The organism is Vibrio cortegadensis (assembly GCF_024347395.1).
Taxonomy (GTDB): domain Bacteria; phylum Pseudomonadota; class Gammaproteobacteria; order Enterobacterales; family Vibrionaceae; genus Vibrio; species Vibrio cortegadensis.
This window is the reverse complement of record NZ_AP025472.1, coordinates 504,698-519,990: the sequence shown is the minus strand read 5'-3', so window position 1 is coordinate 519,990 and position 15,293 is coordinate 504,698. Positions and strand designations below refer to the sequence as shown.

Below are 15,293 nucleotides of genomic sequence, written 5' to 3'. Positions count from 1 at the left end.
TAAACACGCAGTGATTCGCTTAATTACGAATCACCACCCTGTTGAATTCGACGTAAAGATCGTTCGCGTCGCGACTCCTCTTTTGTCAAATCCAACAATGTTTCTTCAATGTAAGCTAAATGGGAGTGTGACATTTCTCGCGCCTTCTCAGGCTGTCCAGAAACGATCGCATCAACAATATTAGCCCTGTGTATACTCACTCTATCCACCACGTCTTTGCGGCGATGTAATAGCTTTAAATTTTGTAAAACGTTTTGCTCAAGCAAAGGTGCAAGGCTTCGAACAATATGCAGCAAAACCACATTATGGGCCGCTTCTGTAAGCGCTACTAAAAATGCCATTACCGCAGCAGATTCTTGTTCTACATCAGCTTTATCTTGCGCTGCATGTATTTGTTCCTGGCACGCTTGAATGCGAGCAAAATCTTCATCAGTACCACGTAAGGCTGCAAAATAAGCGGATATTCCTTCCATCGCATGACGTGATTCCAACACATCAAGTTGAGTTTCAGAATGATTCGACAATAAATCAAGTAAAGGATCAGAAAAGCTTTTCCAGATACCTTCACTCACAAATGTTCCACCACCTTGACGGCGTGTTAACAGTCGTTTGGCTTCTAAGCGCTGTATCGCTTCACGGATCGAAGGACGAGACACGTCGAACTGTTTAGCCAGCTCGCGCTCTGGTGGCAGTTGCTGCCCTGGAGCCAGTGTTCCTTCCACTATCAGCCTTTCTAGTTCCTGCTCAATAACATCAGAAAGTTTAGGCTGACGAATCCTTTGATAAGCCATATTTATTGTTCTTCTACTCTATGCAGTCAATTGGTAATACCAATTTCAAGTTGGGCAAGAAATTAACATAATTAAAACGACACTGTCCAGTTGAAAATTGACCTAAATCATAGAACACAGCACAGATTAACTGCAATTTAACAAATTAACTTTAAAACAATAAAGGAATTGGTCTTACCATTTACAGAAAAGATACGAGTGGGGAGGTAACGTGCTAGGTGGTATTCGTCTTATTAGATTCATTTGTGATGAAATATGAATAAAAAGGAGGGGGAATTTTCCTCATTGGTACAATTATGAGTTTTTTATCAATTAACAAATACTCATAAAGAGGTAAAAATACCTCGAAAGTTTTAAATAAAATGAAAATCTAGAAAAAATGCGCGGCTTCTCAAAAAACAGCGAAATTCGCGCAAGTTCACAATCTAAAGAGAAAAGATAAATTCCAACATTTATCTTACATATTTTCAAACTGCTTGTAGGCTTTTTCGAAACCGTCGCCAATCAAAACATAAACCGGGATCCGTTTTCCTTAAGGGCGCAATGTATTGATGTCCGGTAATTCGGGGAAGAGTAATGCTTGGATAAGATATCATCAGAGTTTCGGATAACTGTTGCAACGCTTGATATTGATTATCGGTATAAGCCTCGTAATCAGTACCTTCAAGCTCAATGCCAATCGAATAATCATTGCATCCTGTCCGTCCTGAAAAGCTGGATTGTCCAGCGTGCCATGCTCGAGCAGTAAAGGGCACAAATTGCACGATTTCACCGTCTCTGCGAATAAGACAATGAGCAGACACCTGCATGTTATGAATCACAGCGAAGAAAGGATGTTCGTTTGCATCAAGTTTACCCATAAAAAACTGTTCGATATAAGGCCCACCAAACTCCCCTGGTGGTAAACTGATATTGTGAACCACCAGCAGAGAAATATCTGACGGATCAGGGCGTTCATTATAAAAAGGAGATGGCACATGACGAGCCGATTGATACCAACCATTTTCATCAATCATCACTGTTATTCCTTGGCTACTTTTCTGGGATCGCTTAGATTTTACATTTCAGACAATGAAAAGCGAGATTAATGGCTGAATTTCATCCTCAGCAAGAGTATCATTCTCATTCCTATTCGACTCCCATATTAGATTTGCGATGAAAAACACACATAACAGCCAAGAACGACTTGACTACTTAAAGCAGCAACTTCCTCTAGAAATCACTCGCTCTGTCGTCGATACCATCAGAGAGGACCTTGGTGGAACCTTAGATCCAGCCGCTGATATTACCGCAAGTTTAATCCCTGAAGATGCACAAAACGTAGCGACCATTATTACTCGTGAGCACGGTGTATTCTGTGGTAAAGCTTGGGCTGATGAAGTGTTTAAGCAACTTGGTGGTCAAGTCACGATTGAGTGGCATGTTCAAGATGGCGATAAAGTTGAACCAAACCAAACACTCTGCACCTTATCAGGCCCGTCACGTGCGTTATTGACTGGCGAGCGTAATGCGATGAACTTTATTCAAACACTTTCTGGCTGTGCAACAACAGTGGCTGAGTATGCGAAACAGATTGAAGGTACGAGTTGCCGACTACTCGATACACGTAAGACAATTCCCGGCCTTCGCAGTGCACTAAAATATGCCGTAGCCTGTGGTGGCGGTTTTAATCACCGCATTGGAGTGTTTGACGCTTACCTGATCAAAGAGAATCATATTATCGCCTGTGGTGGTATTGAAAAAGCGGTAGCGACAGCGAAACAACTAAACCCTGGCAAACCTGTTGAGATCGAAACAGAAAGCCTTGAAGAATTGAAACACGCCATTGAAGCGGGCGCTGATATTATCATGTTGGATAATTTCACTACCGATATGATGCGTGAAGCCGTAAAACTCAACGCTGGCCGTGCTGCTTTAGAAAACTCAGGCAATGTAACACTTGAAACCATCCGTGAGTTTGCAGAAACCGGCGTAGATTATATTTCGGTAGGGGCATTAACGAAGCATTTAAAAGCAATGGATCTTTCAATGCGCTTCCAGTCATAAATAATTTAACATGATGATATAAAACAAAAAAGGTCGTTAATTCGGCCTTTTTTGTATTGATAACATAGTAAACAATATGCCTTTCTATTAACTCACTCTCACAATTTTGCATCTTTAATGAAATCATTAAGTGAATTTCATTATCTCACTCGCGCCCCCTCTCTCACCGCATATTCAATTCGCCATCAAGCTCCTATTCTCTGGTTCATCAAATATTAGTGATTTTCACCAATATAGACTGAAATTTGGAGAACAAGATGAAACACAGTAACAAGAAAATACAGAAAGGTTTTACCCTAATTGAATTGATGATTGTAGTGGCGATTATTGGGGTGTTGGCAGCGATAGCAATTCCAGCCTACAGTGATTATGTAAAAAAATCAGAGGTATCTTCTGGTCTTGCAACAATTAAAGCTCTTGTAACCCCTGCAGAAATGATTTATCAAGAAAATGGGGTTCTAGCTGCAGCCACTACCTTAGCCACTCTAGGTACCAAAGATGTAGCAAACAACTTAGGAACACTAAGCGTATTAGCCGATAACAAAATCCAATTCAAATTTGGTACAGATAGTTCTATTAATAACGAAACATTGATCTTTGAAAGAAAATCAACTGGTTGGGAATGTGCTAAATCTGCAAATATTCCAGCTGTAGATGGTTGCTCATAATTGTTCACCAACCTCCCCGCTATTCTACGTCAGGCTAACCTGCTTAGCCTGACGCAAGAACAAACACTGGTTGAACATATGAATGCTTCTGGCCTTTCGGTACCGGAGGCATTGTTTGATCTTGGCCTTTTTTCGGCCAACACCCTAACCGAGCACCTAAGCGCTATCTTTGATTTACCTGAAACCAACCTTGACCATTATGACTACCATGACCTGTGCCAAAAACTTGGGTTGCGTGAACTGATCACCCGCCATCAAGCGTTGCCTATTTCCAGTCATGCCCATGTGCTCACCATTGCCGTATCTGACCCCACTCATTTATTAATCGAAGATGATTTTCGTTTTGCGACGGGTCACCAAGTTGAGTTAGTACTCGCGAACTTTAAAACACTGCAAGGGGCGATTCGACGCTTGTATGGACATTCGATCCAAGGCGCTCAACAAACACAGAAAGAGATCAGCCAAGAAGAGCTAGCTAACTTAATTGAGGTCAGTGAAGATGAGATCGAAAATATTGAAGATCTTAGCCAAGATGACTCCCCTGTTAGCCGTTTTATCAATCAAGTGTTATTAGATGCCGTCCGTAAGAAAGCCTCCGATATTCACTTTGAACCTTACGAAGACAACTATCGCATTCGTCTGCGTTGCGATGGCATTTTGGTTGAAACTCAACAACCCGCCAGTCATTTAAGCCGGAGGCTTTCAGCACGATTAAAAATTCTCGCCAAACTCGATATTTCAGAACGACGCTTGCCTCAAGATGGGCGGATCAAGCTCAGGTTGAATCAAGATAACGCCCTCGATCTCCGTGTCTCTAGCTTGCCAACATTATGGGGGGAAAAGATCGTATTACGGCTGCTCGATAGCAGTGCAGCCAACCTCGATATCGACACGCTTGGCTATAATTCAGAACAAAAACAACTCTACCTTAACGCCTTAAAAAAGCCACAAGGCATGATTTTAATGACCGGCCCAACAGGAAGTGGAAAAACGGTGTCACTCTATACTGGACTCAGAATTCTAAATACCAGCGAAGTGAACATTTCGACGGCGGAAGATCCTGTAGAGATCAATTTATCGGGGATCAACCAAGTTCAAGTCAAACCGAAAATTGGCTTTGGTTTTGCTGAAGCTCTGCGATCTTTTCTCCGTCAAGATCCCGATGTGGTCATGGTTGGGGAGATCCGTGATTTAGAAACCGCCGAAATAGCGGTGAAAGCAGCGCAAACTGGCCACTTGGTGCTTTCCACGCTTCACACCAACTCTGCCGCAGAGACCGTAGTACGGCTTACTAATATGGGCATTGAAGCATTCAATCTCGCCTCATCTTTAAGTTTAATCATTGCTCAGCGTCTGGCTCGAAGGCTGTGCGAGCATTGCCGTCAACCGGATACCAATACACCTCTACACCTTGAAATAAGTGCTGAAGATCGTATCTATCGAGCAAATCCTAAAGGTTGTAGCGAATGCACTGGCGGTTACTCTGGTCGAGTGGGTATTTATGAAGTGATGGAGTTTAACTCAGATCTTTCTGAAGCTCTTATTAAAGGAGCCAGCATTAATCAAATTGAGCAATTAGCGCAGAAGAACGGAATGCAGAATTTACACAACTCAGGGATAGAAAAATTAAAACAAGGCATCACTAGCTATCGTGAATTACAACGAGTGCTCTACTTTTGATTAAACGAGCACCACTGAAAAAGAAGGCTCAGCCGGTTTTCTATCACGACCATAACTTCTGTATTGAGCGGTCATGGTATAGAGACCAACGCCCCATCAATCGCTAAATACGAGACCACTGAAAATTGGAATAGCCATGAAACACAATAAACCAATACCACTCAAAAATTTTCGTTGGAAAGGCATCAATAGCTTAGGAAAAAAAACATCAGGACAGATGCTAGCCCTCAGTGAGCTTGAAGTAAGAGATAAACTCAAAGAGCAACATATTCAGGTAAAAAAGCTAAAGCGCGGCAGTGTTTCTCTACTCACGCGATTAGCTCATCGAGTCAAACCAAGAGATATTACTCTTCTTACTCGCCAACTTGCCACCATGCTCACTACAGGGGTGCCGATTGTCCAAGCGCTCAAACTCGTGGCAGACAATCACCGAAAAGCGGAAATGAAATCGATTCTCCTGCAGATAAGTAAGGGCGTTGAGGCAGGAACGCCAATATCAAAAGTAATGAGAACCAGCAGTCACCACTTCGATAGACTCTATACAGACCTTGTTGCAACGGGTGAGCAAGCGGGAAGCTTGGCGGAAGTCTTTGAACGTTTAGCCACTTATAGAGAAAAAAGCGAACAACTGCGTTCCAAAGTTATTAAAGCGCTTATCTACCCGACAATGGTCATGTTCGTCGCGTTAAGCGTATCGTATTTGATGTTAACAATGGTGATCCCTGAATTTGAAACCATGTTCTCTGGTTTTGGGGCCGATCTTCCATGGTTTACCCAACAAGTGATGCGACTTTCCCATTGGATGCAAGCTTATAGCCTATATATCGTAGTATTCACTGTCGGCGCTGTTATTGTCATAAAAAGTATGCGTAAACGTCTATTTTCGTTTCGCTTAATGACCTCTCGCTGGGGGCTCAAATTTCCGATCATAGGCAGCGTGGTAATGAAAGCCTCTCTCGCCAAATTCAGTCGAACGCTATCGACTAGTTTCAGTGCCGGAATCCCTATCCTATCAAGTTTGCAAACTACCGCGAAAACCGCAGGTAATGTTCATTTTGAAACCGCTATTCATCAAGTCCATCAAGAAACGTCGTCAGGGGTTCCAATGTACATTGCGATGCGTAATACCAATGCATTTCCTGAAATGGTACTGCAAATGGTGATGATTGGAGAGGAATCTGGAAAACTCGACGATATGCTGAACAAAGTGGCGACCATTTATGAATTTGAAGTCGACAATACGGTTGATAATCTCGGAAAAATATTAGAACCATTGATCATCGTTTTCTTAGGGACATTAATTGGAGGTCTCGTGGTCGCGATGTACCTACCAATCTTTAACTTAATGAGTGTTATAGGATAAGATATACCAACTTGGATGAATAATCGTGAACAAAAGAACATACGTTAGCCCCATCCACACGCTTACCCTATACAACACCCTATTTGAGATCCTAAATGGAAATTTTTGAGTACTACCCGTGGGTTTTTCCTATTCTCGCAACTATTTTTGGCTTAATCATTGGTAGCTTTCTAAATGTTGTCATTCATCGCTTGCCTCTCATGATGGAGCGCGAATGGAAACAAGAGTGTGCTGAATCCTTTCCTGAATATAATCTTCCGAAACCTGAAGGCGTATTTAACTTAAGTGTTCCACGTTCGACATGCCCGAAATGCAAAACTCAATTACGTTTGATCGACAACATACCTGTCATAAGTTGGTTATTCCTAAAAGGGAAATGCCACCACTGTGAAAATCCAATTAGCGCTCGTTACCCTGCGGTTGAAACTCTTACTGCGTTAATGAGTTTTGCTGTGGCTAGTCACTTTGGTTTCAGTTATTTTACGGTCGCTTTACTGTTTTTCACTTTTGTATTAATTGCAGCCACGTTTATTGACCTTGATACTATGCTGCTTCCAGACCAACTAACCCTGCCACTCATGTGGGCGGGTATCGCTCTATCCGTTTTTCAAATCAGCCCTGTATCGCTGCAAGACGCTATCATAGGCGCGATGGCAGGTTACCTCTGCTTATGGTCAGTTTACTGGGGGTTTAAGCTGCTCACAGGCAAGGAAGGGATGGGTTATGGTGACTTTAAGCTTCTCGCAGCCCTTGGCGCTTGGTTAGGCTGGCAGCACCTTCCTCTCATTATTTTACTCTCATCCCTAGTCGGGCTATTTTTCGGTCTAATCCAACTTCGACTGCAGAAGCAAGGTATCGACAAAGCTTTTCCGTTTGGCCCTTATTTAGCCATCGCAGGTTGGATCAGCTTGCTATGGGGCAGTAACATCATGGATTGGTATCTCACATCCATCTTAGGGGGTTAATATGGCTCTAATTATTGGTTTAACCGGTGGGATCGCCAGCGGTAAAACAACGGTATCCAATCTTTTTCACTCTCAATTTAATATTGATGTTGTCGATGCGGATATCGTCGCTCGTCAAGTTGTTGAGCCCGGGACTGTTGGTATTGAAAAGATCACTCAACATTTTGGTTACGACGTTCTCTTCGATAATGGCGAATTAAACCGAGCGAGATTAAGAGAACGGATTTTTTCCGATCCCAATGATAAAGCTTGGTTGAATGAATTGCTGCATCCCATGATCCGCGAAAAGATGCTAGCGGATTTAAATCAAGTCACCTCCCCTTATGCATTACTTGTTGCTCCACTGCTCATCGAAAACAAGCTTCAGTCAATGGTAGATCGTATCCTAGTGGTCGATGTAAGTGAACAGACCCAGCTAGAGCGAACCATTTCAAGAGACAATGTGTCACTCCAGCAAGCTGAATCTATCTTGAAATCACAAGCGACCAGGCAGCAACGATTGCAATTCGCTGATGACGTGGTTAAAAATGATACGAAAAACGGGGGAATTTTGTCTCAAGTCACAGAATTACACCAAAAGTATCTGGCTATTTGTAGAGAAAATCAGTCAAAATAGAACGGAACAGACCTAAGGCTTAGTTAGATGACCACCCACAGATTTGAACACCCATTAAATGAAAAGACTCGTATTTACCTGAGAGTAGAATCTCTCCTCAGGCAACTGCACCTGTCTTCTACATTTGAGGATGGTCAACAGTACCAATTGTTTTTCCGTTCTCTTTTCGATCTGCTTGAAATATTTGAGCAAATCCAACTGAAAAGTGAGCTTGCAAAAGATATTGAGAAGCAGCGTCAAACTTACAAAAGCTGGTTAAACGTCGATGGTGTTGATCAAGAAATGTTACTCAGCGTTTTAAAAGAGGTGGATAGTATCCATCGCAACTTGATGGCAGCTGAACGCTTTGGGCAATCTCTAAAAGAAGAACGCTTCCTCAGTGCAATTCGCCAACGCTTTAACCTTCCGGGTGGTTCGTGCTGTTTTGATCTTCCGGCACTGCATTACTGGCTTCACCTTCCTTTAGATAAAAAAACCAGAGACGCAAAGCTTTGGACGAGTACATTGCGACCTCTTTCCGACGCGCTCAGCTTGTGGTTAAAGCTAACCCGTGAGACTGGTCATTTTAAACCGCAAATTGCTCGTAGTGGTTTTTTCCAAAGTGATGCTGAAGAAGCCAATATCCTGCGCCTGTCTATTCCGCTCGATTATGGTGTCTATCCAATGATTTCTGGCCACAAGAACCGTTTCGCGATTAAGTTTATGTCATTTGAAACTGGTCAAGCAGGCACTCAAGACGTAGAATTTGAGTTAGCAATTTGTAGTTAGAGTTAAATACTAAACTCTCAGATCAGGAAGAAAGATGTCGAACAAACCAACCATCGTAAAATGCCCCCAATGTGAAGCTGACGTAGAATGGGGAGAGCAAAGTCCTCATCGTCCTTTCTGTAGCAAACAGTGTCAAATGATTGATTTTGGAGAGTGGGCGGACGAAGAAAATTCAATTCCAGGCGCACCAGATATGTCCGATTCTGATGGCTGGTCTGAAGATCCTTATTAATCCACTGGATGGCAACTTATCGATTTAGCTAGCATCACCCAATAAATGCCATGATTCAGAAACAAAAAAGCGGAGCCATGAGGCTCCGCTTTTATTATGAGAATGCAAAAAGAATTACTTCTTAGCAAGTTTCTCTCTAATACGAGCAGACTTACCAGAACGCTCACGTAGGTAGTACAACTTGGCACGACGTACTGCACCACGGCGTTTAACTTCGATGCCGTCAACAATTGGTGAGTGAGTTTGGAATGTACGCTCTACGCCTTCACCGTTCGAGATTTTACGAACTGTAAATGCAGAGTGTAGACCACGGTTACGAATAGCGATCACAACACCTTCGAACGCTTGTAGACGCTCACGGTCACCTTCTTTTACCTTAACCTTAACTACAACAGTATCACCTGGTGCGAATTTAGGAAGGTCTGATTTCATTTGCTCTTGCTCAAGAGCGTTGATGATATTACTCATTTGTAAATACCCTAGAATAAACTGATACTAAATTTAATAGGTTACTGCTTGCTTTTCGTTGAGAGACGTTGCTCTTTTACGAATTCAGCCAGTAATTGTTCCTGTTCGTCAGTCAGAGCTAGGTTTTCCAGAAGCTCTGGTCTTCTAAGCCAAGTACGGCCTAACGATTGTTTCAATCGCCAGCGACGAATGTCTTGGTGATTTCCGGATTTCAGTACCACTGGTACTTCTGCTCCATCCAACACTTCAGGACGCGTGTAATGTGGACAATCTAACAAACCATTTGCAAAAGAATCCTCTTCTGCTGAAGCAAAATCCCCTAATACCCCTGGAATAAACCGAGATACAGAGTCAATTAACGTCATGGCAGGCAGTTCGCCCCCTGTCATTACAAAATCACCAATTGACCATTCTTCGTCAACTTCGGATTGAATAATGCGCTCATCTACCCCTTCGTATCGACCACAAATAAGAAGCAAGTTCTCACTTGTTGCCAATTCTTCAACTCCCTGTTGGTCGAGTTTTCGACCTTGAGGAGAAAGGTAAATCACTTTCGTCTTTCCCGGAGATGATTTCTTAGCTGTTTGGATAGCATCGCGCAAAGGCTGAACCATCATTAACATGCCAGGACCACCACCGTAAGGTCTGTCATCAACAGTGCGATGTTTGTCATGAGTGAAATCACGAGGATTCCAAGTCTCAATAGACAAAAGACCTTTTTTTACCGCTTGACCTGTTACTCCGAAGTCGGTAACTGAACGGAACATTTCAGGAAATAGGCTAATAATGCCAACCCACATGTGTTCTCTCGCTCTATACGTTATAAGGAGTTAGAAACCAGGATCCCAGTCAACTTCGATCCGGCGAGCTTCGCGATCAACATTTTTGATCACTTGCTCTTCAAGGTACGGGATTAACCGTTCCTTTTGGCCAAAAGCATCTTTAAGATTAGCTTTCACTACAAGAACATCGTTGGAGCCCGTCTCTAATAGGTCAGTGACCTCACCAAGAGAATATCCCTTAGTGGTTACGACTTGCATACCAAACAATTCACGCCAGTAGAATTCTTCTTCTGACAACTCTGGTAATGAGGCTGGGTCAATAGCAATTTCGAAATTAGTCATCAGTTGCGCTTCTTCACGAACTTCTAACCCTGCTAGTTTACATACATAGCCTTGACCATGACGTTTCCAGCTTTCTACTTTGTACTCAACCCATTTGCCCTTTTGGTTTAAATACCAAGGAGCATAATCAAAAATACTTTCAGCATTGTCTGTGTAGGAGAATACTTTAAGCCAGCCACGAATGCCGTAAGTAGACCCAAGTTTACCCACCACAATTCTTTCGTTTTGCTCACTCATTGATTCTTTATCCTTCATCGACATAAGCTATTTCTCTATAAATAAAGAATTAAGCCGCTTTTTTAGCGTCTTTAACTAGCTTAGCAACACGGTCAGATAGAGATGCACCTTGACCAACCCAGTGGTTAACGCGATCTAGATCTAAACGTAGGCCTTCTTCTTGGCCAGTTGCAGTAGGGTTAAAGAAACCTACTTTCTCGATGAAACGGCCAGTTACAGAATTACGGCTGTCCGCTACTACGATTTGATAAAATGGACGCTTCTTCGCGCCGTGACGTGCCAAACGAATGGTAACCATATCGTCCTCTTTGCTTTCTTAAAAATAAAATTAACCCCAATAACCATTTTCTTAACGAAATAGCTTGGGGTCTCGTGCCAAATTAAAGCCCCGGAATTTTACTCTTATTCAGAGTCAATGCAAGGGCTTTAGTTATTTTTTCGCCACTATCGAGTTCGTAAACTTTCTGTGACAGAGCTAACAGATTGATAAATTAGGCGACAGAATTATCTTCCGAAGCCGCCCATACCACCCATTCCTCCCATGCCGCCCATCATGCCTTGCATGTTGCGCATCATTCCTTTCATTCCACCCTTCTGCATTTTTTTCATCATTTTCTGCATTTGAGTGAACTGTTTAAGTAGACGGTTAACATCTTGCACTTGAGTACCAGAACCTGCCGCAATACGTTTTTTACGCGATCCTTTGATCAATTCAGGGTGCAGGCGCTCTTTCATTGTCATAGAGCTAATGATCGCTTCCATCTGCTTAAACATTTTGTCATCAACTTTATCTTTGATGTTATCTGGCAGGTTACTCATTCCAGGGAGCTTATCCATCATCCCCATCATGCCGCCCATATTTTGCATCTGACCAAGCTGTTCACGGAAATCTTCTAAATCAAAGCCTTTCTTTTCTTTAAACTTCTTCGCTAACTTTTCAGCTTTTTCTGTATCGACATTACGCTGTAAGTCTTCGATCAGTGATAATACGTCACCCATTCCAAGAATACGTGATGCAACACGCTCAGGGTGGAATGGTTCTAAAGCATCAGTTTTTTCACCGACACCTAAGAATTTAATCGGTTTACCTGTGATATGACGCACCGATAAAGCAGCACCACCACGCGCATCACCATCGACTTTAGTCAGAATCACACCAGTAAGAGGAAGAGCATCACCAAAGGCTTTCGCGGTGTTTGCCGCATCTTGACCGGTCATTGCATCAACAACAAATAGAGTTTCTACCGGAGTGATGGCTGTATGCAGATCTTGAATCTCTGACATCATATCTTCATCGATAGCAAGGCGACCTGCGGTATCGACAATTAGTACGTCATAGAATTTCTTCTTCGCATGATCAATAGCAGCATTAGCAATAACCAATGGTTTTTGATCTGCCGATGATGGGAAGAAATCAACACCCACTTCACCCGCAAGTGTTTCAAGTTGTTTGATCGCTGCCGGACGATATACATCGGCAGAAACCACAAGCACTTTCTTCTTATCTCTTTCTGTCAGTAACTTCGACAGCTTAGCCACACTGGTGGTTTTACCTGCACCTTGTAAGCCTGCCATTAAAATGACGGCTGGTGGCTGAGCGGCTAAATCTAACGCTTCATTAGATTCGCCCATCACAGCTTCAAGCTCTGACTGAACTATTTTTATGAACTCTTGACCCGGAGTGAGCGATTTAGAAACCTCTACTCCAACCGCGCCCTCTTTTACGCGCTTTACGAAATCACGAATAACAGGAAGGGCAACGTCTGCCTCAAGAAGCGCCATGCGGACTTCACGTAGTGTTTCTTTAATATTATCTTCGGTCAGTCGACCTTTACCGCTGATGTTCTTCAGCGTCTTCGATAATCGATCAGTTAAATTCTCAAACATATCTATCTCTTCGCTCATTAATGCGATGTATTACGTTTAGTATACCTTAGCCATGAAAAGAGTCATACCCGTTGCTGAAGGCTTCTTTTTAAGTAGTGTTAGGAACTGAGAACTTGCTCAGAATCAATTCTATTGGTTTAGCCCATAGCCCCATAGACGGATGCAGGGTATAATTCCTTCATTAGACAATCATTTTTGTAGGAAACATGGACAGCTTAATTGCTATAGTTGCAGCGATTCTCTACGTGATGGCAATCGCGATGATCGTACCGGGCCTTGCACATCAAACCGGGATCCGAGCAAAAACGGTATTAGTTAGCGCTTCTTTGGCGTTGCTTTTTCATGCTTGGTTACTCGGCGATCTGATTCTGAATGGCTCAGGACAGAACTTAAGTATTCTCAACGTTGCCTCTTTGATAAGCTTTATTATCTCAGTGGTCATGAGTGCTGCCATGCTAAAAACCCGCCTGTGGTTCTTATTACCTGTGGTTTATAGTTTTGCTGCTATCAATTTAAGTGCCGCCACATTTTTACCAAGCACCTTTGTTACCCACCTTGAAAATGATCCAAAACTACTGATTCATATCTCTTTTGCTCTATTTTCTTATTCAACTCTAACCATTGGTGCTTTATATGCACTTCAATTAGCCTGGTTAGATTACAAACTGAAAAATAAGAAAGCACTGTCTATTAATCCAAACCTTCCCCCTTTAATGATGGTTGAAAGGCAACTTTTCAAGATCATTTTAATTGGAACAGCATTATTAACCGGAACCTTAATCACTGGTTTTGTGTTCGTACAAGATATGTTTGCTCAAGGGAAAGCGCATAAAGGTATTCTCTCTTTTATTGCTTGGATTATTTACTCTGTACTTTTATGGGGTCACTACCATAAAGGATGGCGCGGAAGGAAAGTCACTTGGTTTGCCGTTGCTGGTGCCACTTTGCTAACTCTTGCCTATTTTGGTAGCCGATTCGTGCGAGAAATCATTTTAAACTAGTGCATTACGGTGCCTAATATCATTGAATGAAGGTGCATTGATTGCACCTTTGTTTTATCAAAAAATCGACATTCATAAAAAATTGACATCACGACCATCTTCGGTCATTAATTAAGCAGCTATATAAAAAGGAATAAAATAGTTTTGGACGACATATCTACGGGTATCTTATTTGCGCTACTCGCGTGTCTCATTGTTATTTCAGGTTATTTTTCAGGTTCAGAAACTGGGATGATGTCTCTGAATCGTTACCGCCTAAAGCATTTAGCCAGTACTGGTCATAAAGGGGCGAAACGTGTAGAAAAGCTATTGAGCCGACCTGATCGTCTTATTGGCCTAATCTTAATCGGTAACAACCTTGTCAATATTTTAGCCTCAGCGATTGCCACGATCATTGGCATGAGGCTGTATGGGGATCTTGGGGTTGCCATTGCGACTGGTGCGTTGACTATGGTCGTACTCGTTTTTGCTGAGGTGACACCAAAAACGTTAGCAGCACTTTATCCAGAAAAAGTGTCATATGCGAGTAGTATCCTGCTTGGCATCTTAATGAAACTTCTGTCGCCCCTCGTCATTTTAGTCAACTTTATTACTAACGGCTTTATCCGAGTGCTTGGGATAAAAGTTAAACATGGCGCGAAAGATCACCTAAGCTCTGAAGAATTAAGAACCGTCGTGAATGAAGCGGGGAATCTTATTCCACGCCGTCACCAAGATATGTTGGTGTCTATCTTAGATTTAGAGCATGTCACGGTGAATGACATTATGGTGCCGCGTAATGAGATTACTGGTATCGATATTAACGATGACTGGAAATCGATCGTTAGGCAACTCACTCACTCACCTCATGGTCGCATAGTGCTATACCGAGACCAAATAGATGAAGTGGTGGGTATGCTTCGCCTACGTGAAGCGTACCGTCTGATGCTTGAAAAAAATGAATTCAACAAAGAAACGTTATTACGAGCAGCCGATGAGGTGTATTACATTCCGGAAGCGACACCACTGAATGTCCAAATTCTAAAATTCCAACGCAATAAAGAGCGAATTGGTCTGATTGTCGACGAGTATGGTGACATTAATGGCTTAATCACTTTAGAAGATATTTTAGAAGAGATTGTCGGTGAGTTTACAACATCCATTGCGCCTAGTTTATCGGAAGAGATCACGCCACAGAATGATGGCAGTTTCTTAATTGAAGGTAGTGCCAATATTCGAGATATCAACAAAGGGCTAAAATGGACATTACCTACCGATGGACCAAGAACATTAAACGGGTTGATATTGGAACATTTAGAAGATATTCCTGAAAGCCACTTAAGTGTGCAGGTCTCTAACCACCCAATGGAAATCGTTGAACTCGAAGAGAATCGCATTAAATTGGTCCGTGTTTTTCCTTCACTTGAAGAATCTGCTTAGCAGAGCCATATTTATATGAGTCCACAAA

Annotated in this window: 17 protein-coding genes; 10 read left to right on the top strand and 7 right to left on the bottom strand. The window is 42.4% G+C overall.

Annotation, left to right across the window (positions count from 1 at the left end; translation table 11 throughout):
- Window positions 1–23 precede the first annotated feature (23 nt).
- Both pdhR and ampD read right to left on the bottom strand, forming a co-directional pair.
- Complete coding sequence (pdhR, locus tag OCV39_RS02550; RefSeq protein ID WP_017054164.1) at window positions 24–791, bottom strand: pyruvate dehydrogenase complex transcriptional repressor PdhR; 768 nt, start codon at window positions 789–791, stop codon at window positions 24–26.
- 467 nt (window positions 792–1,258) lie between these two features.
- Window positions 1,259–1,807, bottom strand: coding sequence for a 1,6-anhydro-N-acetylmuramyl-L-alanine amidase AmpD (gene ampD / locus OCV39_RS02545; protein WP_261889459.1), 549 nt, complete (start codon window positions 1,805–1,807; stop codon window positions 1,259–1,261).
- Window positions 1,808–1,946: 139 nt separating this feature from the next.
- On the opposite strand from ampD, the gene nadC reads away from it, so the two are divergent.
- From nadC to yacG, 8 genes are all read left to right on the top strand, one after another.
- The gene (nadC, locus tag OCV39_RS02540; protein ID WP_261888865.1) at window positions 1,947–2,837 is read left to right on the top strand and encodes a carboxylating nicotinate-nucleotide diphosphorylase; all 891 of its coding nucleotides are present in this window, start codon (window positions 1,947–1,949) and stop codon (window positions 2,835–2,837) included.
- 257 nt (window positions 2,838–3,094) lie between these two features.
- Entirely contained in the window at window positions 3,095–3,505 is a 411-nt protein-coding gene (locus OCV39_RS02535; RefSeq protein ID WP_261888864.1) for a pilin, read from the top strand.
- Window positions 3,506–5,185, top strand: coding sequence for a type IV-A pilus assembly ATPase PilB (pilB, locus tag OCV39_RS02530; RefSeq protein ID WP_261888863.1), 1,680 nt, complete (start codon window positions 3,506–3,508; stop codon window positions 5,183–5,185).
- Between the two features lie 136 nt (window positions 5,186–5,321).
- Complete coding sequence (locus OCV39_RS02525; RefSeq protein ID WP_261888862.1) at window positions 5,322–6,548, top strand: type II secretion system F family protein; 1,227 nt, start codon at window positions 5,322–5,324, stop codon at window positions 6,546–6,548.
- Between the two features lie 95 nt (window positions 6,549–6,643).
- Window positions 6,644–7,513 (top strand): prepilin peptidase, encoded by an 870-nt coding sequence (locus OCV39_RS02520; RefSeq protein WP_261888861.1) that lies wholly within the window; start codon window positions 6,644–6,646, stop codon window positions 7,511–7,513.
- A 1-nt stretch (window position 7,514) separates the two neighbouring features.
- The gene (coaE, locus tag OCV39_RS02515) at window positions 7,515–8,129 is read left to right on the top strand and encodes a dephospho-CoA kinase (RefSeq protein ID WP_261888860.1); all 615 of its coding nucleotides are present in this window, start codon (window positions 7,515–7,517) and stop codon (window positions 8,127–8,129) included.
- A 27-nt stretch (window positions 8,130–8,156) separates the two neighbouring features.
- Window positions 8,157–8,897, top strand: a complete 741-nt coding sequence (zapD, locus tag OCV39_RS02510) for a cell division protein ZapD (protein ID WP_017054172.1) — start codon at window positions 8,157–8,159, stop codon at window positions 8,895–8,897.
- Window positions 8,898–8,931: 34 nt separating this feature from the next.
- Window positions 8,932–9,129, top strand: a complete 198-nt coding sequence (gene yacG / locus OCV39_RS02505) for a DNA gyrase inhibitor YacG (RefSeq protein WP_017054173.1) — start codon at window positions 8,932–8,934, stop codon at window positions 9,127–9,129.
- Between the two features lie 114 nt (window positions 9,130–9,243).
- On the opposite strand, the gene rplS is transcribed toward yacG, so the two are convergent.
- The 5 genes from rplS to ffh all read right to left on the bottom strand — a co-directional run bounded on the left by rplS (window position 9,244) and on the right by ffh (window position 12,845).
- The gene (rplS, locus tag OCV39_RS02500) at window positions 9,244–9,597 is read right to left on the bottom strand and encodes a 50S ribosomal protein L19 (protein ID WP_113799265.1); all 354 of its coding nucleotides are present in this window, start codon (window positions 9,595–9,597) and stop codon (window positions 9,244–9,246) included.
- 41 nt (window positions 9,598–9,638) lie between these two features.
- Complete coding sequence (gene trmD / locus OCV39_RS02495) at window positions 9,639–10,397, bottom strand: tRNA (guanosine(37)-N1)-methyltransferase TrmD (protein WP_113799267.1); 759 nt, start codon at window positions 10,395–10,397, stop codon at window positions 9,639–9,641.
- Window positions 10,398–10,427: 30 nt separating this feature from the next.
- Entirely contained in the window at window positions 10,428–10,982 is a 555-nt protein-coding gene (rimM, locus tag OCV39_RS02490; protein WP_113799269.1) for a ribosome maturation factor RimM, read from the bottom strand.
- Between the two features lie 25 nt (window positions 10,983–11,007).
- Window positions 11,008–11,256: a 30S ribosomal protein S16 gene (gene rpsP, locus OCV39_RS02485; RefSeq protein ID WP_261888859.1), complete on the bottom strand. Its 249-nt coding sequence runs from the start codon at window positions 11,254–11,256 to the stop codon at window positions 11,008–11,010.
- A 206-nt stretch (window positions 11,257–11,462) separates the two neighbouring features.
- Window positions 11,463–12,845 (bottom strand): signal recognition particle protein, encoded by a 1,383-nt coding sequence (ffh, locus tag OCV39_RS02480; RefSeq protein WP_029203537.1) that lies wholly within the window; start codon window positions 12,843–12,845, stop codon window positions 11,463–11,465.
- A 206-nt stretch (window positions 12,846–13,051) separates the two neighbouring features.
- Between ffh and OCV39_RS02475 the strand changes: the two genes are divergently transcribed.
- Entirely contained in the window at window positions 13,052–13,846 is a 795-nt protein-coding gene (locus OCV39_RS02475) for a cytochrome C assembly family protein (RefSeq protein WP_113799273.1), read from the top strand.
- 144 nt (window positions 13,847–13,990) lie between these two features.
- Window positions 13,991–15,265 (top strand): HlyC/CorC family transporter, encoded by a 1,275-nt coding sequence (locus tag OCV39_RS02470; protein WP_017054180.1) that lies wholly within the window; start codon window positions 13,991–13,993, stop codon window positions 15,263–15,265.
- Window positions 15,266–15,293 lie beyond the last annotated feature (28 nt).